This window comes from Dorea hominis (genome assembly GCF_014287705.1).
Lineage (GTDB): Bacteria > Bacillota > Clostridia > Lachnospirales > Lachnospiraceae > Dorea_D > Dorea_D hominis.
The window spans coordinates 149832-174935 of sequence record NZ_JACOOY010000006.1 but is presented as its reverse complement, the minus strand read 5'-3'; the positions used below and the strand labels follow the sequence as shown (position 1 = coordinate 174935).

Sequence of the window (25104 nt, the reverse complement as noted above, 5' to 3'; positions counted from 1 at the left end):
TATACTCACCCTTTTGCCCGGTCCCACCCAGGCTTTTCCCTTAATTACTTATATATGATAAATGTTTTTCGGACATTTCGCAAGTTTTTAAGGGCATTTATTTTTCTTGCGTGTGTAGATTTTTTTTTGCACTTTTTTTAGATGAGTATACAGGATTGATATAAGAATCGCGCCTCCTACCACACCTAGTATGCAATACCATCTCATACTACCATTATTTGTGTGGTAATTCTGCACAAAGATATAAAATGCAGATCCAATCCAGAAAATCAGGTCTTCACTCTCCATAATGCGAAGATTATGTCTGACAATTTGACGGAACACATTCAGTCCGATATAAACCAACCGCACGATCATCCCAGTAAGCAGTGCAGCAAGAAAAATCACGACTTCTTCCCGAATCTGTGGCATGCGTTACCGGAACAATTTTGCAAAAATATTCTCGCCTCTGCTGACCGCCGACTGTACATCCGAATAAGCGATGCTGTCTATCGTCCCGGACAGATCCACCTCGCCTTTTTCCAGATTCAGCCGGTTCACATGCAGATCGCTCCCCTTGACCATAAGCATTCCCTGTTCCGTCTCCAGAAACACTTCATTCAGATCAAAAGACAACACATCCAGCACACCTGTCACCAGACTTGTCTTCCGGTTATTTACAACCAGTTTATGATTTTTCGATACCGTTGTTCTTTCTTCCATCTGTATCCCAACCTTTCTTAATCGAGCCGGACACGCAGGAGTTGCATACGCTTCTGATAAACACTGCTAACATTCACCTAAGAAAATTGCTGCACATTCCTGCGGAGCATTTATCTTAACCGAAATTGGCATTTCCTCCAGGCCATATTTATTGCCCGCCATTTATTCATAGAAGCAAGCGTCTCCTCCGACTAAAATAATTTTATGAAAGATCAGGATAAAATATGACATTTTATAAATATTTAAACAATTCTTTTGCTTCTTCTTTCTTCGTTGTCTCCTGAATTGCCAGGACTTCGACTTTAACTGTCTTCGTACCGAACTGGATCTCGATAATATCTCCGACTTTAACTTTCACGGATGCTTTCGCAACATTCCCGTTGACAAGCACACGTCCCGCATCACATGCTTCATTCGCCACGGTTCTGCGCTTGATCAGGCGGGATACTTTTAAAAATTTGTCTAATCTCATGTTTTTCTTCTCCTCGAAATTTTTCTCAGGAAATAAATTTTCTATATACCTTCACACTCTGCTGCCTGCAACTTATCTATTTTGTTTAAGATTTCTGCACACCACTTTTTTCTATATTTAGCTGAAAAAAATATGATATCTGTAATTTCATTTTGTATGTGATAAATTATTATTGTTCTTCTTGTACAATCTCTTTTAATTAATAATACAATTGACGAATATTTCATTACATTATTGAAGGTTTTCTTCATAATGTTAAAGTGCTTTCACCCAACCTGTAGATAGTCTGAAAGGTGTTGTTTTATAGGCAGCCTGCATTTCCTCATCGCCATAAATCACGACCACCGGCTTAGCCGGTGGTTTATTTGTTTTCCAAAGTTCCGTTTTTCGGATCAACGAAAAACTCCACAATGTAAAACAGGACTTTGCCCTAACAACAAAAGGAGTGCCTGACGCCACAGCGCAAGACACTCCGTTATAATCCACTACTATTACTGATTATGCATTAACAGCATCTTTTAAAGCCTTACCAGCTTTGAATTTTGGAGCTTTGCAAGCCTCAATCTTCATTGTCTTACCTGTCTGAGGATTTCTACCCTCTCTTGCAGCTCTCTTGCTTACTTCAAATGTACCAAAACCAACTAACTGGATTTTATGCTCTTTTTTCAGCTCTTCTGTAACAACATCAACAAATGCTTTTAAAGCTTTCTCGGAATCTTTTTTAGATAATTCTGCTGCGTCAGCGATTGCTGCTACTAATTCTGTTTTGTTCATGGATAATTTTCCTCCTCTTGTTTAACTATAGAATCCCTTATTTATTCTATTCTGTCATCGGTTTTCACGTCCCCGCGCCAACCGCCTTTAGTTACTGTTATACCTGTTTTCTTATTGTTTGTCAAGGAATTTCATCCAGAAAATGCCCATTTTCCGGCATTTTCACACTTTTTTGCAGTTTTCTGAAAGTCTCTTTTAAAGCCCCTGTACTGGTTCATTAAAAACAGCTTTTAAAAACTTCTTTTTCTGTTTCATCTGCATCACTGCCGTCTGCAATTTCTCGACATTTTTTACAGACATCCACGCCTTATTTGAATGATAGTACACACTCGCAACTTTCCAGAATTTTTCCGGATACATAAGCCGGATGCGCAGATAATCCATTTCATCCGAACTAATTGGACGGATCGCTGAATACGCATTTAACACTGCATCTGCAAAACGTTCTTTCCATCCATTTTTCTCCATTGTTTTTCTGAGAAAATAATACAGATCTTCCACCTGCACATCCTGATGAAACTTTTCGAAATTAGTGATCGCAGCGACCTTGCTGCTGCGCATATCCCGGCACATCAGTATATTATGATAATTGTATTCCCCATGAATCATCTTGCCCGTGAGAAAGCAGTCATTTCTAAGTTTCTCATAGTCTGAATTGCCAAGCCTTTCCGTTGCCGCCTGCGCCCATTCATACATACTGTCGAAAGCTTTCAGGAATGCACATTCAAACTCTCCTTTCAAAGGCACCTTTCTGATAAAACGGCGCACTTTTTTCAGTTCTCTGTCATGCTTTTCATATATTTTCACCAGATGTTCCGCCTGTCCGCATTTATTTTCCATGGGATGCTGAAGAAGGAGATGAAGCTTTGCAAGCTCTGCCGACGCCTCCACCAGTTCTTCTGATCGGCGTATTTCGCATTCTTTTCCATCACACCAGCGCTTCAATATATATTTCTCCCCATTTTCCATTTCTGTAATATGCCCGCCTTCCCTGTTCATTTCTATATGATCCAAATGAGTGTATCCTTCAGTTCTCAGATATTCATATAATTCACAGAGTGCAGGAATCCGGTTTGCGGTCAGCGACACTTCTTTAAGCAGAAACCATCCCCGATTTGTATCGCATAAAACAGCACCCCTGATCTTGCGGGTGCTGCTTATCTCCATATTATATTGTTCTAACACATTTTGTTCTAACTCCTGCATATCTATCCCCTGCACTTTACATATCATATTCTTTCTAAATGTATGTAAAAGCAGGCGTGAATATACCAAAAGGGGACGGGGATTTTCTAGAAAATCCCCGTCCCCTTTTGGTTACTTTATCCACTTACTTATTCACACATTTATACACTTAGTTATCCCAAATATTGGAATAACTTTTCTTTTGTATTCATATCCGGATCGTCAATTACAAGTTCCAGCAATTCTTCTAATTTTTCTCCGATTTTTTTACCCGGCTTCATTCCTGCTGCAATCAAATCACTTCCGTTTACTGCCAGTGTTTTCAAAGATACACACTGCCCAAGTGCGACAATTTTCCGGTATAACTCTTCTATTTCGTCCAGATTCTGTATTTTTTCTTCTCTTTTGTACAGGCTCTGCGCAAGTACATCCGCACGCCTTACTTCCATATAATATGGAAATAATTCTTCACCTATAATATTCATCGCGCGCCGCACATTTTTTTCCGTTGCTTCCATGCGGTAATCGTGATATTTTACAAGTTTTGTCACTTTACGCAATGTATCATTATCGAATTTCAGGCGCTTTAATACACGTCCGGCAATTTTCTCACTCTCTGCCGCATGTTTTTTAAAATGTGCAACTCCATTTGCATCCATCGTTTTTAGAGCTGGTTTTCCTGTGTCGTGTAAAAGCATAGTCAAACGCAGTATCTTATCTGCACGTACATTTTTCATCGCATGCAGTGTATGTTCACCCACGTTATACATATGGTGCGGTGTCTCCTGTATCGTTTCCATCATACGATCAAATTCTGGCAGAAATATCTGTGTAATTTTCAATTCCCATGCCATTTTAAGTAACTCCGGTCGGTCGGAAGTGAGCATCTTCACAAGCTCCACCTGTATCCGTTCCGCACTGATATTTCTAAGTGTTGGTGCCAGCTCACGCATACCTTCTTTTGTATCTTCTGAAATATCAAATCCCAGCTGTGCAGCAAAACGCACACCTCGCAAGATTCTGAGTGCATCTTCGCTGAAACGTTCTTTGGCATTTCCCACACACCGGATACATTTCCTTTGCAGATCCTCTTTTCCTCCGAAAATATCAATCAGTCCGTCTTTATCATTGTATGCCATTGCATTGATTGTAAAATCTCTGCGCAGCAAATCCTCTTTCAGGCTTCTTGTAAACGTCACTTCCCTCGGATGTCTGCTGTCGGTATATTCCCCGTCAATCCGGTACGTTGTAACTTCATATCCCTCTCTGCCAAATACAACCGTCACTGTACCGTGTTCAATCCCTGTGTCAAATGTTTTATCAAATAAAGATTTTGTCTCTCCGGGCATCGCAGATGTTGTGATGTCCCAGTCACCCGGCGTTCTATTTAAAAGTGAATCTCTTACACACCCACCAACTGCATACGCTTCATAACCATACATCTGCAATGTAGTGATAATCTTCTGCACATTCTCTGGTAATTGTAATTCTAAATATTCCACATTTTTACCTCCACTTATCCACATTCCATTTTATCATACCACATTTTTGAATTGGGGACGGGGTTTTTCCAGAAAATCCCCGTCCCCAATTCAAAAAGACCTGTCCCTAATTATCTAATATATTTCTTCTAACACTTGTTTTCTTATGTTTTCCACCATACATTGTGAAATATTAAGAGCCGTTTTTATTTTTCGATCAAATTCGTTTCTCATTGCTGAGTATTCTAATATTTCCTTCATAGATTCTTTATATTGCTGTGACATACTTTTTAATATCTCTACAGCAATCTCTTTCATTTGATCAAATTCTTCTTCCTTTATATCAATAAATAATAGCTTGTTACTACTATCCGGCAAATTATGAAATGCCCAGAACTGCTCTGCTGTTCCAAAAAATTCCTTGATTTTTTTATATACATTTTCATCCAAGATCTCTTTTTTTCTTATTTTACATAATTCATTCATGCTTCCATATTTATATGATCTTGGATCTTTACATAATTTTGCCTTTACGGGATTCAAATGAATATAGCGCAAACAGTTCCAAAAATAATTGGCATCTTCTATGCACTGGCTTTGAAAACGATTTTGAAAAACAACTCCTGATCTTTTATGTTTATAATTATAATATGATGCATATTTTGATGATATAACAGCCATAAATGCTGATAAATCTGATAAACTTGCTTTTATTAAAAGGTGAAAATGATTGGGCATGATGCAATAAGAATATATGCCCACATGATATTTGTCACAATTCTCCCGAATCAAATTTAACATTCGTCCTTTTTCTCGGTTTTGTGCAAATATAGATAAATGATTGACTCCTCGATTAGTTACATGATAAATATCTGATATACTTTTCTTCCTTGATTTACGAGGCATTCCTGTCTCCTTTCCTAAAAAGGGACAGGTCTTTTTCAATTGGGGACGGGGATTTTCTAGAAAATCCCCGTCCCCAATTATATTTTAATAAGATTTTCCCCAATATGCCATCTGTTTTGCAGGTTTTCCACAATAGATACATTTGTCGGAAATAAATTCTTCATCTTCAATCAGACATCTGGTTGCTGCTCCGCCTGTCAGATATTTTACTTCGCCTTCACATTCTGGATCTCCGCACCAGCAGGCTTTAACAAATCCACGATTTGCTTTGAACTTCTCTACCATTTCGTCCATTGTTGTTGCTGTATCGATGTGGCTGTTCAGGAACTCTTCTGCGCGGTTGTACATATCCTGCTGTTCCTGTTCAAGGATTTCACGCAGTTTTACAGCAATCTCATCCAGAGATACAACGATCTTCTCACGATTGTCACGACGTACAACTACAACCTGATTCTTCTCGATATCTTTTGGTCCAATCTCGATACGTGTCGGGATTCCGAGGATCTCCTGCTCAGAGAATTTCCATCCCGGGCTCTTGTCGGAATCATCAATCTTCACTCTGTATCCTGCTTTTTTCAGCTCATCAAACAGTGCATATGATCTGTCCAGAACGCCTTCTTTGTGCTGTGCGATCGGAATGACTCTACATTCTACCGGTGCAACATGCGGTGGTAATACAAGTCCGTCGTCATCACCGTGAACCATAATAAGTGCTCCGATACTTCTTGTAGACCATCCCCATGATGTCTCATAAGCACTGTGTAATTCATTATTTTTATCTACATATTTAATATCAAATGCATCCGGGAATCCGCTTCCGAAGAAATGACTTGTCGCAGACTGAAGTGCTTTTCCGTCATGCATCAGTGCTTCAATCGTATATGTGTCTTCTGCTCCTGCGAATTTCTCGTGTTCTGCCTTTCTTCCTGCTACGAATGGAATAGCCATTGTCTCTTTATAGCAATCCTTATAAACTTCCCACATCTGAATTGTTCTTTCTTCAGCTTCTTCGTATGTTGCATGAAGTGTATGGCCTTCCTGCCATAAAAACTCTCTGGAACGTAAGAACGGTCTTGTTGTCTTCTCCCAGCGCAGTACGGAGTTCCACTGGTTCCATACCTTCGGAAGATCTCTGTATGATTTTACTGTTTTTGCCCACAGGTCACAGAATAATGTCTCAGATGTCGGACGAATACATAATCTTTCCTGTAATCTCTCCATTCCACCATGTGTTACCCATGCAACTTCCGGTGCAAATCCTTCTACGTGATCTGCTTCTTTCTCAAGAAGTTCTTCCGGAATCAGAACCGGCAGGTATACATTCTCTACACCTGTTTCTTTAAAACGTCTGTCCAGATCTGACTGGATCAGTTCCCAGATCGCATAACCATTCGGTAAGTAGTTCATGCATCCTTTTACGCTGGAATAATCACAAAGATTTGCTTCACGTACAACGTCTGTGTACCACTGTGCGAAATCTTCGTCACGAGATGTGATATTTTTTACTAATTTTTCTTTTGCCATCTTTCTTTCTCCTTTTCTACTTTATTCTGGGAGCTCCTTTTATAAAGCCACAAATATAAATCCAACATTTTTACAGTGCCAGAAAAAAATATAATATGCTTTGACACATGTCTTGCACCAGCCGCATTACGGAACGACTATAACACTCATTTAGCAAGCCCTGATGTGGAACATAGATCGTTTGCGAATCTGCTCATAAATAAAATCACCTGGTACTCACTACGTTGTAAGCCTATAAGCGAAAAACATGGTGAAAGGTTTCGATTTCAACATCATCCTAATAAAACATCTACAGAACCTGCCACTGACAATTTTCTCCGGTGGTCAGGACAATAATGATAGCGATAGCATAAAACACGCTTTTCAAGTTTTATCCGCTGATTAGCGATCGTCAAATGTGATCATGCAAGCATGGTACATTTTCCTCGTCGCCATAATAAAAAACGCCGGACCTTTCAGCTCCCTAAAAAGGGACCGAAAAGCTCGGCGGTACCACCCTAGTTAACTGCAACCCTTTTGCAGTTCTCTTCATTCATCATTAACGCTGACGGAAACGCTGTATTTTCATACAGTGGCTCCAAGACCGGTTCCACAGTGCGCCTGCCAGACATCTTTCACCATTATGATGTCCTCTCTGCTGCCCGCTACCATGTACTAATTCTCTTCATCGCCATATTATTTATGGAATTGCTCATAATTTTAATCTATGGTTTTTCTTTTGTCAAGCAGCTAGCATGATTATTTTTCGCTCCTAAATTGAAAATTTAAACTCCACTCTTAATCTCCATGATGGAATTTACTCCTGCATAATTAGAATTTAATCTTGCAAGCTCTAAATGCACATATGTAAAACACTTAACACAAAATAAATCATTCTATCAAGGCTCTACTCTATATTTTGCATATGCACAACAAATTACAATGTAGAAATTCAATAAAAGTCACAACTTTTAAAGTATGAGTGGAATTTAGTTCCGCACTGGAATTTACTTTTTCAAGTCAGCCTCCTGCATTTGTATTTCCCGGCAATCCCGCTATAATTTATTTGCATATTCCATAGCTCTGTGCTTAAATAAAAAAAGAAATCCAGATTTCTGACAGGAGGAAATCATTCATGCAGAATCATATTCAAAAAAATTACAGAAAAAATAATTCTACTTTAAATATTTTATTCGAGGATTCCGATATTATCGTATGTGAAAAACCGCACGGCACAGCAACGCAGAGCCGCCGTATTGGTTCGCCTGATATGGTAAATCTGATCAAACGCCACATTTATGAAACATCTTCTGATAAAAGCGAGCCATATCTCGCAGTAATACACAGACTGGACCAGCCAGTCCGCGGTATTCTTGTCTTTGCCAAAACACCTGCTGCCGCAAAAGATTTAAACCGCCAGCTTCAGAATGGTGATTTTGGAAAATATTATCTTGCCCTGACAAACGGAATTCCGTCTGACACTTCTGGAACACTGGAAAATTATTTGTATAAAAATCTGCAGACTAACACTGCGTCTGTCTGTGATGCAAAAAAGAAAGGCGCAAAAAAAGCTCGCCTCTTCTACGAAATCCATAATGAGTTACGAGATTTTTTCACAGATACTTCCCGTTCCACTCCAGATACTATCAACACAAATTCCGAAGATATTTTTTTCAGTAAAAATCCCGTAAACACCGGGGATGAGCATACTTCAGACATCCAGGATATTTTTTCAAGCAGCACCTCTGTGGACAACGGGCAGTCCACGAAGACACTTCTCAAAATCCATCTGGACACCGGACGCTTTCATCAGATCCGCTGCCAGCTCGCCGCTATCGGATGCCCGATCGTCGGCGACACAAAATACAATCCAGGCTGCCGTGCAAAAAAAGGATGGCAGACATTATGTCTGTGTGCATATAAACTTGAATTTACACATCCTGTCACACATAAAAAAATGCATTTTTCTTTACTAGCCTGATTTTGATGACCAACCCGATATGAGCATACTTCTAAATACTATGACATCTGCAACAAAACGGGCAGTCGCACTAAAGTGCGATGATTCTTTCTCTTTTACAAGAAAAATTTTAAGGACGGAAGAGATGCATTTCTTCCGTCCTTAAACATTTCATTTCTTAATCAGTTTATATGATAGCGGCTACGCTTCCATAACTTCTTTACTCATTGCTTCTTCATACTTGCTAAGAATAATATTCTGGATACGCTCTCTCGTTCCGGAATTGATCGGATGCGCAATATCACGGTACTCTCCGTCCAATGACTTCTTGCTTGGCATAGCAATGAAAAGTCCCTTCTCGCCTTCAATCACTTTGATATCATGAATGACAAATTCTTCATCCATTGTGATCGAGACAACCGCCTTTAATTTGCCCTCCTTTGCTACCTTTCTCACTCGTACATCTGTAATCTGCATTTGTTCTAGCCCCTTTCTTTCAGCCGCTGTACTGTAATCTTTCTACAGCACATACCTCTCGTTCTTTTCGATGACCACTTTCACACCATCTTCCCCTACATGCCTTGTGTTCGCTCTGATGGTGTTACGACTTTCTACAATACAGTTTTCAATATAAGTATTGTCCCCAAGATAAACATCATTCAGAATGATAGAATTTTTAATTACACAATTGTTTCCGACGAATGTCTTCTTAAATAATATAGAATTTTCGACGGTACCATTGATAATACTTCCACTTGCAATCAAACTGTTCTTTACAACCGCACCCGGATTATACTTTGCAGGCGGCAGGTCGCTTACCTTTGAATACACATCTGGCTGTTCCTTGAAGAAGTAGTTTCTTACCTCCGGTTTCAGGAAATCCATATTCGTCCGATAATATGCATCCACGGTCGAAATACTGTTCCAGTAGTCTTTTATTTTATAACCATATATTTTCTTCAGATTCTTGTATCTGATGAGAATATCGGTCACAAAATCATGTCTGTCCTCTTCCGCACAGTGCTCGATCATATCGATCAGATGTCTTCTCCTGATCACATAAATCCCGGTGGAAATAGTGTTGGACTTAGCCACCATCGGCTTCTCTTCAAATTCTTCCACGCGCATCGTATCATTCATCTTCAATGTTCCAAACCGGCTCGCATCCTCTCCTGGAGCAAGTTCTTTACACACGATCGTAATGTCTGCGCGTTTTGCTATATGATATTCCAGAACCTTGTTATAGTCCATCTTATACACCGCATCGCCGGATGTAATGATAACGTAAGGTTCGTGGCATCTCTTCAAAAAATCAAGATTCTGGTAAATCGCATCTGCGGTTCCTCTGTACCAGTATCCGTTATCTGCTGTGATTGTCGGGGTAAATACATAAAGTCCGCCCTGTTTTCTTCCGAAATCCCACCACTTGGAGGAATTCAGATGTTCATTCAACGAACGGGCATTATATTGTGTTAAAACTGCCACTTTCTGAATATGTGAGTTGGACATATTACTGAGTGCAAAATCAATCGCCCGGTAACTTCCTGCGATCGGCATTGCTGCCACTGCACGTTTCTGTGTAAGTTCTTTCATCTTATAACTGTTGCCACCCGCTAGAATAATTCCTACTGCTCTCATACCCGTTCACCTGCCTTTATCAAAGTCTCTCCGCTGTCCAGTACGCCATCCGGGTAATCCTCTGCCGTTGTCTTACCACTGATCGCAGTATTTTTTCCAATCTGTACTTTTTCCGGGATTGCCGAATTCTCTCCAATCGTTACCAGTCCAAAAGAATATACGGACGGTTTCAGGCGGTTCGGTACATCTCTTCCGATTCCCATTACAACTTCATCACCGATTTTACAGTTCTCTGCGATAATCGCCTTGTCCACAACACAGTTTTTGCCGATTACTGCATCCTTCATAATGATAGAATCTCTCACAACGGTTCCTTCTCCTATCACAACACCAGATCCGATAACACTATTGTGAACTTCACCGTAAATTTCTGATCCATTACCGATAATGCATCTGTCGATCACTGCCTGTTCGGAAATATACTGTGGCGGCAGGATGCCACTGTTTGTATAAATCTTCCAGAACTCTTCATAAAGATTGAACTCTGGAATGATATCGATCAGTTCCATATTCGCTTCCCAGTAAGAACCAAGCGTTCCTACGTCTTTCCAGTAACCATTGTACTCGTAAGCAAATAAGCGTTCACCTTTTCTGTGACAATATGGAATAATATGTTTACCAAAATCACATCCAGACTCATCTCTCATCGTATGCAATGCTTCTTTGAGCACCGGCCAACTGAAAATGTAAATTCCCATAGATGCGAGATTACTCTTCGGCTTCTCCGGTTTTTCCTGAAATTCTGTGATCCTTCCATCATCATCTGTGATCACGATTCCAAATCGGCTTGCCTCTTCCATCGGCACCGGCATCGCTGCGATCGTCACATCCGCATTATTCGCTTTGTGATAATCCAGCATAACTTCATAGTCCATCTTATAGATATGATCTCCGGATAAGATCAGTACATAATCCGGATGAAAAGTCTCTATGTAATCAATATTCTGATAAATCGCATTCGCAGTTCCGGTATACCATTCACTGCTCGTGCTCTTCTCATATGGTGGTAAAATCGTTACTCCACCATAATTTCTGTCCAGATCCCACGGAATTCCGATTCCGATATGAGCATTCAATCGAAGCGGTTGATACTGTGTCAGTACTCCCACGGTGTCAATTCCAGAATTAATGCAGTTACTCAGAGGAAAATCAATAATCCGGTACTTTCCTCCGAAAGCTACTGCAGGTTTTGCAACTTTAGCAGTTAGGACTCCAAGTCTGCTGCCTTGTCCGCCTGCCAGAAGCATTGCTATCATTTCCTTCTTTCTCATGTCTTCACCCCTTCACAGTCGTTTATTATCTTATTATAGCATATATTTATCCTTCCGCGAACATTTTTCACAATTTTAGTAAACGTTTCGTGACCTTTTTATGAAAATATACCAAGAAATTTTAGGTTGGTTTTTTTGCCAGATATGTTTATAATAATATGATAGAAGTAAGTAAATTATGAACACTTTCCGGCAACCCGCCGGAGCATTAAAACTAAGGATGGTAGCTTATGTATAAAATCAATTTTGAACAACCGGTACACGTACACTTCATTGGAATTGGCGGAATCAGCATGAGTGGTCTGGCAGAAGTTCTTTTGGAAGAACATTTCACAATCTCCGGATCAGATAACAAACGTTCTCCGCTTACAGAACAGCTTGAGAAAGCCGGCGTCACTATTTTTTACGGACAGAAAGCTTCTAATATAATAGAAGGAATTGATGTTGTTGTTTACACGGCAGCAATTCATGCAGACAACGAGGAATATCAGGCAGCAGTCCAGAAAGGACTTCCTATGCTGAGCCGTGCCGAACTCCTCGGACAGTTAATGACTAATTATGATACTCCGATCGCTGTATCCGGAACCCATGGCAAGACAACAACAACTTCCATGCTTTCCCACATTCTTTTAAGTGCCGAGATGGATCCAACGATTTCTGTCGGCGGTATTTTAAAAGCCATCGGTGGTAATATCCGCGTCGGTAATTCCGAAATCTTCCTTACAGAAGCATGCGAATACACGAACAGTTTCCTGCATTTCTTCCCGAAGATTGGAGTTATTTTGAACATTGATGAGGATCATCTGGATTTCTTCAAAGACCTTGCGGATATCCGTCACTCTTTCCGCAAGTTTGCTGAGCTATTGCCGGCAGACGGCACACTTGTTATTAATGGTGAGATTCCGGAGCTTCACGAGATCACAGACGGGCTTGCATGCCGTGTTGTAACTTATGGTCCGGACAGTTCTTATGACTACAGTGCAACAAATATTCTTCACGACCAGATCGGAGAGGCTTCTTTCGATTTCGTGAAAAATGGAGAGTTTGTAACAAGAATCGCACTCTCTGTCAACGGAGATCACAACGTATCTAACGCACTGGCAGCACTTGCTGTGGCTGATATTCTGAAAATCGATCCGAAGACGGCCGGACAGGGACTGAAAGATTTCCACGGTACAAACCGCAGATTTGAATACAAAGGTGAATTTGACGGCGTCACTGTCATTGATGATTATGCACATCATCCGACAGAGATCACTGCTTCCCTGACTGCTGCAAAACATTATCCACACCGTGAGATCTGGTGTATTTTCCAGCCTCACACTTATACACGTACCAAGGCTCTCTTCCCGGAATTTGCTGAAGCATTATCTCATACGGATCATGTGATCCTTGCAGATATTTATGCCGCAAGAGAGACAGACACACTCGGCATCTCTTCCAAAGACCTTGCAGACGCAATCGCTGAAAAAGGTGCAGATGTATATTATTTTCCTTCTTTTGAAGAGATTGAAAACTTCTGTCGCGAACATTGTCAAAAAGGTGATGTGTTGATAACTATGGGAGCCGGAGACGTTGTAAACATTGGGGAAACGCTCGTTAAGTAAGAGTTATCCACATTTTCCACAGGATTTTATCCACAAAAAACCTGATTTTTGGCTTAAAAATTTCTTTTTTGCCCGGTCAACTGATGTTATAATGATCCTGCAACATTTGAAAGACATTAGGAGGCTCATCAGGCGGGTATGAAAACACTGACTTTAACAAATCAGGCAAAAAAAACAGTTACGGTTCTGGAGAACGAATTCATTGACCGGTATATGCCAAAAGCAAATGGAGAATATGTAAAAGTTTATCTTATGCTTCTTCGCCACCTGGACGAGTCTGCCTCTTTGCCGGCTCCGTCCAGACTAGCTGATCTTTTAGAGTGTACGGAGAAAGATATTTTACGCGCTTTCAAATACTGGGAAGGTCAGGGACTTCTCGAATACAAAGAAGAAGCTCCGGACCGTTCTTTACAAGCTGAAGTTTCTCCATCAGAAGCTTCGCTGACTGTTGCACCGGTTTCGGGCACGGACAAGTCTGTGAACACCAGAAAGCATGGTAACCGCAAGGAATTTAAAGAATTACTTTTTGTAGCTGAACAGTATCTTGGCAAGACTTTATCTGCTACAGATATTAATGCGATTACATATTTTTATGAGACATTACAGATGTCAGCTGATTTGATCGAGTATCTAATCGAATATTGTGTTGAAAACGGACATAAGAGTATCCATTACATCCAGAAAGTTGCTTTATCCTGGCACAGTCAGGATATCCGCACTGCAGAACAGGCAAAGACCAATTCTGTTCTTTATAACAAGAACTGCTATTCTATTCTGAATGCTTACGGAATCAAAGGACGTGCTCCTGCAGCATCTGAGATCGCATATATCCGCAAGTGGCACGAAGAATATGCTTTTTCTCTGGAAATCATTCTGGAAGCATGTGACCGAACCATGAATATGATCCATCAGCCGAATTTTGAATATACAGATTCTATTCTGAAGAACTGGTATAAGAAAAACGTCCACACTTTAGAAGACGTCTCTGTTCTGGATGCCGCATTTACACGTGCGAAAGCAGACAAAGCCAGACAGCAGACAACGCAGCCTTCCAAACCTTCCGGAAGGAATAAGTTTAACAATTTTGAAAACCGCTCTTATGACATGAACGATCTGGAGCGCAGACTGATACAGCAATAAGCAGACAAGGGAGATTTTCTTTATGGCACTTTCAAATTCACAGTACAATGAACTGATGCGCATCTATGAGCAGCGCCAGCTGGACGCCGTCCATCAGGTACAAGAGCGCTATGAACGCGTCACACAGGCGATCCCTGAGTTTGCAGAAATAGATAACGCCATCTCTTCTGCCAGTATCCGGCAGGCGAGACTTCTGTTAAATGGCGAGACTTCTGCTCTGGCAGATTTAAAACAAGAGATACATACCTTATCTGCCCGCAAGAAAGAATTACTCAAATCACATGGATATCCGGCACATTATCTGGAGCCGCATTATCTCTGCCCGGACTGCAAAGACACGGGCTATATCGGAACGAATAAATGCCACTGCTTCAAAAAAGCAATTGTGGATTTATTATATACACAGTCAAACTTGCAGGAGATTTTAAAATCCGAGAATTTTTCTACACTTTCTCTGGATTATTACTCACGCAACCACATAGATCCGGTAACAGGACGATCCTCTCTGGATTCTATGAAGACTGCTCTACATGCATGTCATGAATTTGTAGATACATTTTCCACGGATTTTCGGAACATACTATTATATGGAGACACCGGTGTCGGCAAGACATTTCTGTCAAACTGTATTGCCAAAGAGCTGATAGATGCTGCTTATTCTGTCATCTACTTTTCTTCCAAGCATTTTTTTGATATACTTGCTGAGAATACGTTTGGCAAAAAGGATTCAGATTCTTACGATGAGGAATCCCCGGACACCAATTACATTTACAACTGTGATCTTCTGATCATTGACGATCTCGGCACAGAGATGGCAAATGGTTTTACATCTTCCCAGTTGTTTGCGTGTCTGAACGAACGTATTTTACGCCGGAAATCTACGATTATTTCTACGAATCTGGCATTAGATGATATCAAAAACATCTATTCAGAAAGAATTTTCTCCCGGCTCAGTAGCAGTTATACAATGCTTCGTCTGACCGGAGATGATATTCGCATCCAAAAAAAATTATTAAACCTAGGAGGTACAAAAGATGTTACGTCGTAACGAACGTGTTCTGGATAATATACCTGTTGGAGCTCTTGGAATCATTGCCCTTGACGGATGTCAGGAGATGGGAAAAAGAGTTAATGACTACATCGTAAACTGGCGTCGTGAAGACAGCCACGAATTTAAAAATGATGTAGTATTCAAAGGTTATGAAAGAGACAATTACCTGATTGATGCAAAGGTTCCGCGTTTTGGTTCCGGAGAAGCCAAAGGTATTATTGGTGAATCTGTCCGCGGTAAAGACCTGTATCTAATGGTTGATGTATGCAATTATAACCTGACTTATTCCCTGAGTGGACATACAAACCATATGTCTCCGGATGATCATTTCCAGAATCTGAAACGTGTCATCGCAGCCGTTGGCGGAAAAGGTCGTCGTATCAACGTGATCATGCCATTCCTTTATGAGAGCCGCCAGCACAAGAGAAGCGGACGCGAGTCTCTGGACTGTGCACTTGCTCTGCAGGAGTTAGTACGCATGGGTGTAGACAACATCATTACTTTTGATGCACATGATCCGCGTGTACAAAATGCAATCCCGCTCAGTGGATTTGAAACCGTTCGTCCTACCTATCAATTTGTAAAAGGACTTTTACGCAAATATAAAGATCTCCAGATCGACAGCGAACATATGATGGCGATCAGCCCGGATGAAGGTGCTACCGGTCGTGCTGTTTACCTTGCCAACGTATTGAATCTGGATATGGGTATGTTCTACAAGAGACGTGATTATACAAAAGTCGTAGATGGACGCAACCCGATCGTTGCACATGAGTTCCTTGGTTCTTCTGTTGAGGGAAAAGATGTAATCATCTTAGATGATATGATTTCTTCCGGTGACAGTATCTTAGATGTTGCCAGACAGTTAAAACGCCGCAAAGCAAAACGTATCTTTGCCGCCGCAACATTCGGACTGTTCACAAACGGACTGGACAAATTCGACCAGGCATACGAAGAAGGTACTATTGATGGTATCCTGACAACAAATCTGATCTATCAGACACCTGAACTTCTTGAGCGCCCTTACTATATCAACTGTGATATGAGTAAATATATCGCACTCTTGATCGACACACTGAACCATGACGGTTCTGTCAGCAGCATTCTTTCCCCGAACGAAAGAATCCAGCACGTTGTCGAGAAATATAAAAGAGGAGAAGAGATTTAAATCATCTCTTCTCACATTTAGAATCATATAGCCAAAAAGAGCTTCCCCGCAGTTTTTAAGTATCCTTCTCTAACCACGAGATAACATACTTCTTCGATTTGTTTATATCTGCTTGGAAGCTCTTTTTTATGGCATCATACATTTTCCTTATTATACGGAATATGCATTTTCTTAAGCAGTTCTTCTTCCCGTTTCTGACACGTAAAGATCAACACCTGTTTTTTATTTTCTGCAAGCCACTGTAATGTATTTGCCAGACGTTTCTCATCATAAAATCCAAATGTATCATCCAGAATCAGTGGAAATTCTTCTTCATAGAGAAATTCTGCGGACGCAATGCGAAGTGCAAGATAGATCTGTTCCGCTGTTCCACGGCTCACCTGTTCTATCCGGATTTTCCTGTCCTCTGTAATGAGATAAATTCGCGTGTCTTCGTCTACAAAAAGCCGCTCGTATTTTCCACCTGTAAACGCACAGACAATCTCAGATACTCTGCCATTTAACAACTTGTCCGTCTGCTCGCGCAGTCTTCCCGACAAAGCTTCCAGTTGTTCATACGCCATCGTAACCGCGTCTCTCGTCTGCTGTAATCTCTCAATAACATCATCTGTCAAATCTAGTTCTTCCAGCTGTTCTTTCAGATTTTCATATTGTGTCTGTTTCTCTTTCAATTCTGTTTCTATGCGGTTCTGTTCCCAGAGCAGTTTCTCTCTGGATGCTTTTTCTTCTTCCGGTCGGATCTTTTCAAGTAGAATCTCCGGCTCTGTTTTTTCCTTACGTTTACTTACTTTCATCCGATTCCAGATATAAATCAGGCAGCACAGGAAAATGATGATCGCCATCAGATAATTCCACGGTTTTGACACAATAAATAATGGGGAAATAATCAAAAGAACAAATACGATCAGCTCCATCGGATGAATCCGCCATTTGGAAACTTCTTCTGTATAAGCCAGACTGTCTCTTTTATTTTTCTGTTTTTCCATCTCCCGGAGTGCCAGTTCTTCACTGATGCGGTTCTTCTCTTCGGTGTACTTATGGATATCTGTCCATACATAGGATGCTTCCTGCTCCGTAATTTCCTGCTTTTTCTGTCGTTCTTCCAGTCTTATTTTTATCCGGCGTTCTATGTCCTTTTTCCGTTCCTTCAAGCGGGCAAATGCCGCCCCCAGATCGATGTCTCCCTTATCCTGCGCACAAGCATTGGTGGCATAATTGCGAAGCTCTGTTCCAAGTGAAGCATCCGGTGTTACTTTCAATTGCCCACAGGATATTGTATTCTCGTATCCTGAAGCAGTCAGCCCATCGAGCAGCATTTCCAGATCTCCATTTTCTACCGAAAATTCTTCTCCGTCTTCCTCGCAGAACAATTCTGCCTTTCTCCCTGTTTTTTCAAATGATCTCTGTAGGCAGAATGTCTTGCCTCCCGCTTCAAATCGCAACACACCTGCATAGTAATTAGGATTTTCCCACGGTTCATACAGATGGCTTTCATCAGTTGCTGAAGCACGTCCACGCTTTCGCTCCATCCCAAATAACATCCCTTTCAGGAATGTGTGAATCGTTGATTTACCTGCTTCATTTTCTCCATAAAACAGTTGTATGCCGTCATTTACAGTAATTCTGCGATCTGCAAAACGCCCGAAATTCTTCATCCAGATCTCTCGTATACGCATAACTAACCCCTTCTTGTATCCATCAGCGCCTGTACTCCCTCACAAAGCGCACGATACTGTATGCTTTCCTGTGGATATTCTGATAATTCTTCGATAAATGCCCCCAGGATATCTTCTTTATGCTGTTTCATAAGCTGCCCAAAATCATATGCCGGCGTTGTCCGATCAGCGATTTCCAGTATATTCCATCCATGTTCATTTCCAAACGCCGGATGACCGTATAAGCTGTCACCGGGAGAAAATCTCCGAACCGTCTCAAACATAATATCAGGATCCCTGAAGCCGGTCAGTATAAATTTATAAAAATGCTGTTCTCCCTGTTCGCGGATACATGCTTCTATTCGCTCCTGCAGCTCCTGATTGGTAAACTGCGGTGTCACTGTGATTTTCTCATGGATGTAACGTCTGACACTTGCCGGTACAAAACGTATCCTGCAGCCTTCATCTGTTATTTCACCTTTGATAAAACCATGCTTTCCGGTATCATTCTTATCGATTGGTTCCAGCGCACCACTGTATGCCGCTTTCCCATCTATCACAGTCTGTGGCTTATGAATATGTCCGAGTGCCACATAATCATAATCTACGCGCCGCAGATCCTCTCTGTTAAATGGAACATGTGTCTCATCTCCTCCATGCAGCAGCAAAATTTCGTATTTTTGTCTTCCCTTTTTCAACTGGCTGATATCCAGACGTTCTCTTATCTCCCGCGAATGGTAACTAAACCCACAGACAGATGTACTGATCTCCGGAAGTTCGATACACTGCGGCTCATCTGCCGATATCATATGCACATGTTTCTGCCAGTGAAATGTACGGTAATAAGAATCTTTTTTTATGTAATCGTGGTTTCCTGCAACCAGAACCACCTGTGTTTTTGTCAATTTTCCAAACAGGTAACTGACCTCTTTTAATTCACGAAGCAGCGGTTGTCTGTGAAACAGATCTCCCACAATCAGTAAAAGATCTATCTTCTCCCGCTCACATTTCTCGATCACATTGCGGAAACTATTCCAGATCTCCTTTTTTCTTTTCTCTGCGAGTCCGTTTGGCAGGTCTGGACTTGCCCCTAAATGTATGTCCGCGAGGTGCAGAAACTTCATCTTCTTCTCCTTCCTCCTGCTCCTTCTTTGAAGGCAGTGTTACAATAAATTCTGTCTTCTGATCGTTGCTCTTCGCACGCACATGCCCACCGTGCAGTTCTACGATTTCCTTCGCGATCGCAAGCCCCAGTCCGGCTCCACCGGTACCGCTGGATCTCGAACCGTCCACACGGTAAAATTTCTCAAAAATTGTCTGCAACATTGTTCCCGGAATCTTATCCCCTTCATTGCTGAATACAATCTCTACGTCATCTTCTTTTTTCTGTGCATAGATCTGGATCTTCGTTCCGGCATAGCAGTATGCAATTGCATTTCTTAAAATATTATCAAAAACTCTGGCAAGCTTATCCGGATCTCCGGTCACTTCCAGATTTTCTTCCACTTCCACTTCACAACACAGATTCTTGTCCTGCAGTACGCCGTACAGTTCGTCCGCAATCTGCTCCAGCATCAGAGATAAATTAATCTCAACCGGTTCCAACTCTATGTCCTGCAGATTATAGCGGGTAATATCAAAAAATTCATTGATCAGATCGCCAAGCCGCAGAGATTTCTCTAATGCGATGTGAATGTACTTTTCCCGTTCTTCATCTGACATGTCCGGATGGCTGTCCAGCATCGTAAGATAAGCTACGATGGACGTCAGCGGTGTTTTCAGATCATGTGCAAGGAAAAGCACCAGATCATTTTTCCGTTTCTCGCCTTCTTCCGATTCCAGTTCCTGTCTCTTAATCGTTGCCTTGATCTCATTGAGACGGATCTCAATTGGCTTGAGCTCCGTGATCAGATGCACCGGTTCGTTGGAGTCTGATACAATATTTTCAATTCCGTCTCCCACCTGATCCAGATATTTTGTCATCTTTGAGAGCGCAATATAGAAAAAGAGCGCAAATAAAAGCAGGAAACCGACAACCATGAAAAAGGTCTTATTGTCTCCGATCAATTTCCAGTATAAATGAATCGCTGTTGATTCATCAATATTCAGGTCTTTCAGATATTTAATGAAAAACTTGCTGAATTTGTCATTATACGGTCCATCGATAATATAGCGCAGAATAAATCCACCTACCAGCACGGTCAGTGCCGTTACCAATACCGTCTGCAATAATATACTGAATTTGAGTTTCCGATAATTATTCTTCAACTTTATATCCCACTCCCCATACGGTCTTTATGAAATCAGATTTGCCGGTCGGTATGTTCATCTTCTCCCGCAAATGACGAATATGCACCATCACCGTGTTGTTGCTGTTCTTATAGTAAGTCTCGTGCCATACTTTCTCGAATAATTCTTCTGAGCTTATGACTTTGCCTTTGTTCTCACAGAGCAGCCAGAGAATATCAAACTCAATCGGTGTCAATGTCAGCGGAACTTCATTGTAAACACACTCATGAGACTTTCGGTTTAATAAAAGTCCGGCAAAATCAATGATATCTCCGGTGTCTTTACTGCCTTCATTGTACTGCGTATAACGTCTGAGCTGTGCCTTGACTCTTGCAACAAGCTCCAGCGGATTGAACGGCTTCGGAATATAATCATCTGCCCCCAGTGTAAGCCCTGTGATCTTATCCATATATTCCGTCTTTGCAGTCAGCATAATCACCGGAAATGTGTATTTCTCCCGGATCTGTTTTAAAATCTGGAAACCATCCACATCCGGTAGCATAATATCCAGAATTGCAAGATCAATCTTCGTGCTGTTAATGCAGTCCAGTGCCTCCTGCCCTGTATAAAACTTCAGAATCTGATACTGATCATTTTGTAAATACAGTTCAATTACATCTGCAATCTCTTTCTCATCATCCACTACTAATATATTCATACAATCCCTCCTGAAAACCAGGGGACGGGGCATTTCTCAAAAAGCCCCGTCCCCAATTAGTAATTAAATCTTACAGTTCGCAGTTATTGACTGTTCTTGGGAATGGAATCACGTCACGGATATTTCCCATACCTGTCAGATACATCACGCATCTCTCAAATCCCAGACCGAATCCTGCATGTCTGGTAGAGCCGTATTTTCTAAGATCCAGATAGAACTTGTAGTCTTCTTCCTTAAGTCCCATCTCGTTCATACGTGCAAGCAGCTTGTCATAATCATCCTCTCTCTGGCTTCCTCCGATGATCTCACCGATTCCAGGAACCAGACAGTCTACAGCGGCTACCGTCTTATTATCATCATTCATCTTCATGTAGAATGCTTTGATTTCCTTCGGATAATCGGTTACGAATACCGGACGTTTGTAGATCTCTTCTGTCAGATAACGCTCATGCTCTGTCTGAAGATCTGTGCCCCAGGATACTTTATATTCAAACTTATCATTGTGTTTCTCCAGGATCTCAATTGCTTCTGTATAAGTCACTCTTGCGAAATCAGAAGATACGACATTCTGCAGTCTCTCTAAAAGTCCTTTGTCAACAAATGAATTGAAGAACTTCATCTCTTCCGGGGCATTCTCCAGTACATAATTGATGACATATTTTAACATAGACTCTGCAAGAATCATGTTATCATCCAGATCTGCAAATGCCATCTCTGGCTCGATCATCCAGAACTCTGCTGCATGTCTTGTTGTATTGGAGTTCTCTGCACGGAAAGTCGGTCCGAATGTGTAAATATTGCGGAATGCCTGTGCATATGTCTCACCGTTGAGCTGTCCGCTTACAGTAAGACTTGTCTCCTTGCCGAAGAAATCCTGTGAATAATCTACCTGCCCGTCTTCTGTCTTCGGTACATTCTCCATATCAAGTGTTGTCACACGGAACATCTCTCCTGCTCCTTCACAGTCACTTCCTGTGATCAGTGGTGTATGCACATATACAAATCCTCTCTCCTGAAAGAACTTGTGAATTGCGTAAGCTGTCAGTGAACGCACACGGAATACAGCCTGAAATGTATTCGTTCTCGGTCTCAGATGCGAAATAGTTCTGAGATACTCAAAGCTGTGACGCTTCTTCTGAAGCGGATAATCCGGTGCTGATGCACCTTCAACTTCGATCGTATCTGCCTGAATCTCAAATGGCTGTTTTGCCTGTGGTGTTGCTACCAGTGTACCGGTTACGATAATTGCCGCACCGACATTCAGTTTGGAGATCTCTGTGAAATTCTCCATTTTATCATGATATACGATCTGCAGTGGTTCAAAAAATGTTCCGTCATTCACTACAATAAATCCAAATGTCTTTGAATCACGGATGCTGCGAACCCATCCACCAATCGTGATGGTCTTATCCAGATAGTTTTCTTTGTTCTTGTATAAATCTCTGATTGAAATCAATTCCATGCTAATTTAACTCCTTTTCCTGTACAGCGACAAAAATAGCCGCAATATGCTCTTGGTATTATAACATATTGCGACCCGTTTTTAAAGTCTCATACCTATTTAAATCCTGTGCAGATTCTTAAGTGAAATGTCCAGGATCGGTGCGGAATGTGTCAGTGCACCGCTGGAAATATAATCCACTCCGACATCTGTCATTCTCTGGATATTTTCCATTGTTACATTGCCGGAACATTCTGTCTCGGCTCTGCCGTCAATATATGCGACTGCTTCTTTCATCTGCTCCGGTGTCATATTGTCCAGCATGATAATATCTGCCCCTGCTGCCACCGCTTCTTTAACCATGTCAAGCGTCTCAACTTCTATCTCGATCTTGCGTACAAACGGCGCATATGCTTTTGCCATCTGTATCGCTTTTGTCACACTTCCGGCTGCTCCGATATGGTTATCTTTCAAAAGCACACCATCGGACAGATTATACCGGTGATTATATCCACCGCCTGTGCGGACTGCATATTTCTCAAAAATACGCATATTCGGCGTTGTTTTTCTTGTATCCAGAAGCTTGATCTTACTTCCTTTCAGATAACCCGCCACCGTATGTGTATACGTTGCGATTCCACTCATTCTCTGTAAATAATTAAGCGCCACACGCTCTCCGGATAACAGTACGCGGATATCTCCTCTTACTTTTCCCATCAGCTGTCCTTTTTTCACTTCATCTCCGTCTTTGCAGGAAAAAGTCACTTCTGTATCTGCATCCAGCAGTTCAAATACCCGTTTGAAAACATCCAGTCCTGCGATCACGCCATCCTGCTTGCAGATCAGTTCCACTTCTCCGTCTACCGCCTCCGGCATCACCGCATTCGTGCTGACATCTTCGCTTGATATATCTTCTTTTAACGCCTCCAGTATCAGATGATCTGCCTGAAGTGTCATTGAAATCTTATTCATCTTTGTTCCTCCTACGCTGTCTCTTTTTCCATCCGTGCATATTCTTCCGTAATGCAGTTCGCCGCACGCTTCGCAAATACCAGACTTTCCATCAGTGAATTGCTTGCAAGACGGTTCGCTCCATGTACACCGTTGCAACTTGTCTCTCCTACTGCAAATAAATGTGCCATCGATGTATGACTGTTCCGGTCTACCCAGATACCGCCCATAAAATAATGCTGCGCCGGAACTACCGGAATACATTCTTTTGTCACATCATAGCCTTCTTCCAGACAATGCTCATAAATATTTGGAAAATGCTTTAAAATTGTCTCTTCCGGAATGTGTTCCATAGAAAGCCATACATATTTTGTGCCATCCTTTGCCATCTGCTCCTGGATTGCCTTTGTCACAACGTCCCTCGGCAGCAATTCATTTACAAAACGTTCTTTATCTTTATTATATAATACAGCGCCCTCTCCACGTACAGATTCGGAGATCAGGAAACGTCTGCCCGGCTTCTCGGAATATAATGTTGTCGGATGGATCTGCACATAGTCCAGATGCTCCAGACGGATATCATGTTTCTTCGCAACCTCCAGTGCATCTCCTGTTAAATGCGGGAAATTCGTAGAATGTTCATACAGACCACCGATACCACCGCTTGCAAAAATCGTATAATCCGCTTCGATCTTTAACTGATCTCCATCCTGCTCTGCCGCATAAATGCCACAGCATTTACCAGCTTCTTCTATAATATCTGTCATTGTTGTATATTCTAGAATCTCGACATTCACTCTCTTCTTAACCTGAGCAAGCAGTTTGCTCGTAATCTCTTTTCCGGTAATATCTTCATGGAAGAGAATACGCGGTTTGGAATGTGCACCTTCTCTTGTATAACAGAACTCGCCGTTCTTCTTCTCAAAATCTACTCCGTAAGATACCAGATCATCAATGATCTCTCTGGAACTGCGGATCATAATGTCTACGGATTCTTTCCGGTTTTCATAATGTCCGGCTTTCATTGTATCTTCAAAATAACTATCATAGTCTGTCTCATCTCTCATTACACAGATTCCTCCCTGTGCCAGAAATGAATCACTACTTTCTAAATCTGCCTTTGTCAACATCAGAATCCGCTTATCTTCCGGGAGATTCAACGCATGGAATAGACCGGATACTCCGGTTCCGACGATAACCACATCCACTTTTCTCTCTTTCACTCTTATCCCTCCTAATTATATAGCAAGAG

At 41.5% G+C, this 25104-nt stretch carries 23 protein-coding genes and 1 other annotated feature; of the genes, 5 read left to right on the top strand and 18 right to left on the bottom strand.

From position 1 onward, the window contains the following. Nucleotides 1-87: 87 nt before the first annotated feature. The 8 genes from yabQ to proS form a co-directional block, all read right to left on the bottom strand. Nucleotides 88-411 (bottom strand): spore cortex biosynthesis protein YabQ, encoded by a 324-nt coding sequence (gene yabQ, locus H8S07_RS14925; protein ID WP_117537893.1) that lies wholly within the window; start codon nucleotides 409-411, stop codon nucleotides 88-90. A gap of 3 nt (nucleotides 412-414) precedes the next feature. Then, the gene (gene yabP, locus H8S07_RS06590) at nucleotides 415-702 is read right to left on the bottom strand and encodes a sporulation protein YabP (protein ID WP_021860642.1); all 288 of its coding nucleotides are present in this window, start codon (nucleotides 700-702) and stop codon (nucleotides 415-417) included. 232 nt (nucleotides 703-934) lie between these two features. After that, nucleotides 935-1174: an RNA-binding S4 domain-containing protein gene (locus H8S07_RS06585; protein WP_021860641.1), complete on the bottom strand. Its 240-nt coding sequence runs from the start codon at nucleotides 1172-1174 to the stop codon at nucleotides 935-937. 498 nt (nucleotides 1175-1672) lie between these two features. Next, nucleotides 1673-1948, bottom strand: a complete 276-nt coding sequence (locus H8S07_RS06580; RefSeq protein ID WP_021860640.1) for an HU family DNA-binding protein — start codon at nucleotides 1946-1948, stop codon at nucleotides 1673-1675. 195 nt (nucleotides 1949-2143) lie between these two features. Then, the gene (locus tag H8S07_RS06575; RefSeq protein WP_118288322.1) at nucleotides 2144-3154 is read right to left on the bottom strand and encodes a protein kinase family protein; all 1011 of its coding nucleotides are present in this window, start codon (nucleotides 3152-3154) and stop codon (nucleotides 2144-2146) included. Between the two features lie 152 nt (nucleotides 3155-3306). Beyond that, complete coding sequence (locus H8S07_RS06570) at nucleotides 3307-4635, bottom strand: CCA tRNA nucleotidyltransferase (RefSeq protein ID WP_117537894.1); 1329 nt, start codon at nucleotides 4633-4635, stop codon at nucleotides 3307-3309. 114 nt (nucleotides 4636-4749) lie between these two features. Then, complete coding sequence (locus tag H8S07_RS06565) at nucleotides 4750-5520, bottom strand: REP-associated tyrosine transposase (protein ID WP_118288321.1); 771 nt, start codon at nucleotides 5518-5520, stop codon at nucleotides 4750-4752. An 84-nt stretch (nucleotides 5521-5604) separates the two neighbouring features. After that, nucleotides 5605-7044 (bottom strand): proline--tRNA ligase, encoded by a 1440-nt coding sequence (gene proS / locus H8S07_RS06560; protein WP_117537895.1) that lies wholly within the window; start codon nucleotides 7042-7044, stop codon nucleotides 5605-5607. A gap of 466 nt (nucleotides 7045-7510) precedes the next feature. Next, nucleotides 7511-7721: a binding site (T-box leader), on the bottom strand. Nucleotides 7722-8158: 437 nt separating this feature from the next. Between proS and H8S07_RS06555 the strand changes: the two genes are divergently transcribed. Beyond that, nucleotides 8159-9004, top strand: coding sequence for an RluA family pseudouridine synthase (locus H8S07_RS06555; protein WP_186855706.1), 846 nt, complete (start codon nucleotides 8159-8161; stop codon nucleotides 9002-9004). A gap of 180 nt (nucleotides 9005-9184) precedes the next feature. Here H8S07_RS06555 and spoVG read toward each other — a convergent pair whose 3' ends face one another. From spoVG to H8S07_RS06540, 3 genes are read right to left on the bottom strand one after another with little or no spacing between them, the layout of a single operon-like run. Then, nucleotides 9185-9460 carry a septation regulator SpoVG gene (gene spoVG / locus H8S07_RS06550; protein ID WP_021860634.1) on the bottom strand — a complete coding sequence of 92 codons (276 nt, stop codon included), beginning with the start codon at nucleotides 9458-9460 and terminating at the stop codon, nucleotides 9185-9187. Between the two features lie 42 nt (nucleotides 9461-9502). Beyond that, nucleotides 9503-10621 carry a glucose-1-phosphate adenylyltransferase subunit GlgD gene (gene glgD, locus H8S07_RS06545; RefSeq protein WP_021860633.1) on the bottom strand — a complete coding sequence of 373 codons (1119 nt, stop codon included), beginning with the start codon at nucleotides 10619-10621 and terminating at the stop codon, nucleotides 9503-9505. Then, nucleotides 10618-11892 (bottom strand): glucose-1-phosphate adenylyltransferase, encoded by a 1275-nt coding sequence (locus tag H8S07_RS06540; RefSeq protein ID WP_186855705.1) that lies wholly within the window; start codon nucleotides 11890-11892, stop codon nucleotides 10618-10620. Before H8S07_RS06540 ends, glgD begins: the two co-directional genes overlap by 4 nt. 230 nt (nucleotides 11893-12122) lie before the next feature. Between H8S07_RS06540 and murC the strand changes: the two genes are divergently transcribed. The 4 genes from murC to H8S07_RS06520 all read left to right on the top strand — a co-directional run bounded on the left by murC (nucleotide 12123) and on the right by H8S07_RS06520 (nucleotide 16858). After that, nucleotides 12123-13499 (top strand): UDP-N-acetylmuramate--L-alanine ligase, encoded by a 1377-nt coding sequence (murC, locus tag H8S07_RS06535; RefSeq protein ID WP_118288319.1) that lies wholly within the window; start codon nucleotides 12123-12125, stop codon nucleotides 13497-13499. A gap of 138 nt (nucleotides 13500-13637) precedes the next feature. Then, the gene (locus tag H8S07_RS06530; protein ID WP_021860630.1) at nucleotides 13638-14639 is read left to right on the top strand and encodes a DnaD domain protein; all 1002 of its coding nucleotides are present in this window, start codon (nucleotides 13638-13640) and stop codon (nucleotides 14637-14639) included. A 22-nt stretch (nucleotides 14640-14661) separates the two neighbouring features. Beyond that, nucleotides 14662-15687 carry an ATP-binding protein gene (locus H8S07_RS06525; RefSeq protein ID WP_117537901.1) on the top strand — a complete coding sequence of 342 codons (1026 nt, stop codon included), beginning with the start codon at nucleotides 14662-14664 and terminating at the stop codon, nucleotides 15685-15687. After that, nucleotides 15674-16858, top strand: a complete 1185-nt coding sequence (locus H8S07_RS06520) for a ribose-phosphate pyrophosphokinase (RefSeq protein ID WP_021860628.1) — start codon at nucleotides 15674-15676, stop codon at nucleotides 16856-16858. Before H8S07_RS06525 ends, H8S07_RS06520 begins: the two co-directional genes overlap by 14 nt. A gap of 134 nt (nucleotides 16859-16992) precedes the next feature. Here H8S07_RS06520 and H8S07_RS06515 read toward each other — a convergent pair whose 3' ends face one another. From H8S07_RS06515 to H8S07_RS06485, 7 genes are all read right to left on the bottom strand, one after another. Beyond that, a complete protein-coding gene (locus H8S07_RS06515; protein ID WP_186855704.1) occupies nucleotides 16993-18534 on the bottom strand; it encodes an ATP-binding protein in 1542 nt (513 codons plus the stop codon). A gap of 2 nt (nucleotides 18535-18536) precedes the next feature. After that, a complete protein-coding gene (locus H8S07_RS06510) occupies nucleotides 18537-19637 on the bottom strand; it encodes a metallophosphoesterase family protein (RefSeq protein ID WP_186855703.1) in 1101 nt (366 codons plus the stop codon). After that, on the bottom strand, nucleotides 19543-20781 hold the full coding sequence (locus H8S07_RS06505) for a sensor histidine kinase (protein WP_021860625.1): 1239 nt from the start codon (nucleotides 20779-20781) through the stop codon (nucleotides 19543-19545). Before H8S07_RS06505 ends, H8S07_RS06510 begins: the two co-directional genes overlap by 95 nt. Next, nucleotides 20771-21460, bottom strand: coding sequence for a VanR-ABDEGLN family response regulator transcription factor (vanR, locus tag H8S07_RS06500; protein WP_021860624.1), 690 nt, complete (start codon nucleotides 21458-21460; stop codon nucleotides 20771-20773). The genes H8S07_RS06505 and vanR overlap by 11 nt, the downstream gene beginning before the upstream one ends. 70 nt (nucleotides 21461-21530) lie before the next feature. Then, entirely contained in the window at nucleotides 21531-22922 is a 1392-nt protein-coding gene (gene asnS, locus H8S07_RS06495; RefSeq protein ID WP_186855702.1) for an asparagine--tRNA ligase, read from the bottom strand. A 99-nt stretch (nucleotides 22923-23021) separates the two neighbouring features. After that, nucleotides 23022-23873, bottom strand: coding sequence for a carboxylating nicotinate-nucleotide diphosphorylase (nadC, locus tag H8S07_RS06490; RefSeq protein WP_186855701.1), 852 nt, complete (start codon nucleotides 23871-23873; stop codon nucleotides 23022-23024). Nucleotides 23874-23884: 11 nt separating this feature from the next. Further along, nucleotides 23885-25075: an L-aspartate oxidase gene (locus H8S07_RS06485; protein WP_186855700.1), complete on the bottom strand. Its 1191-nt coding sequence runs from the start codon at nucleotides 25073-25075 to the stop codon at nucleotides 23885-23887. Nucleotides 25076-25104 lie beyond the last annotated feature (29 nt).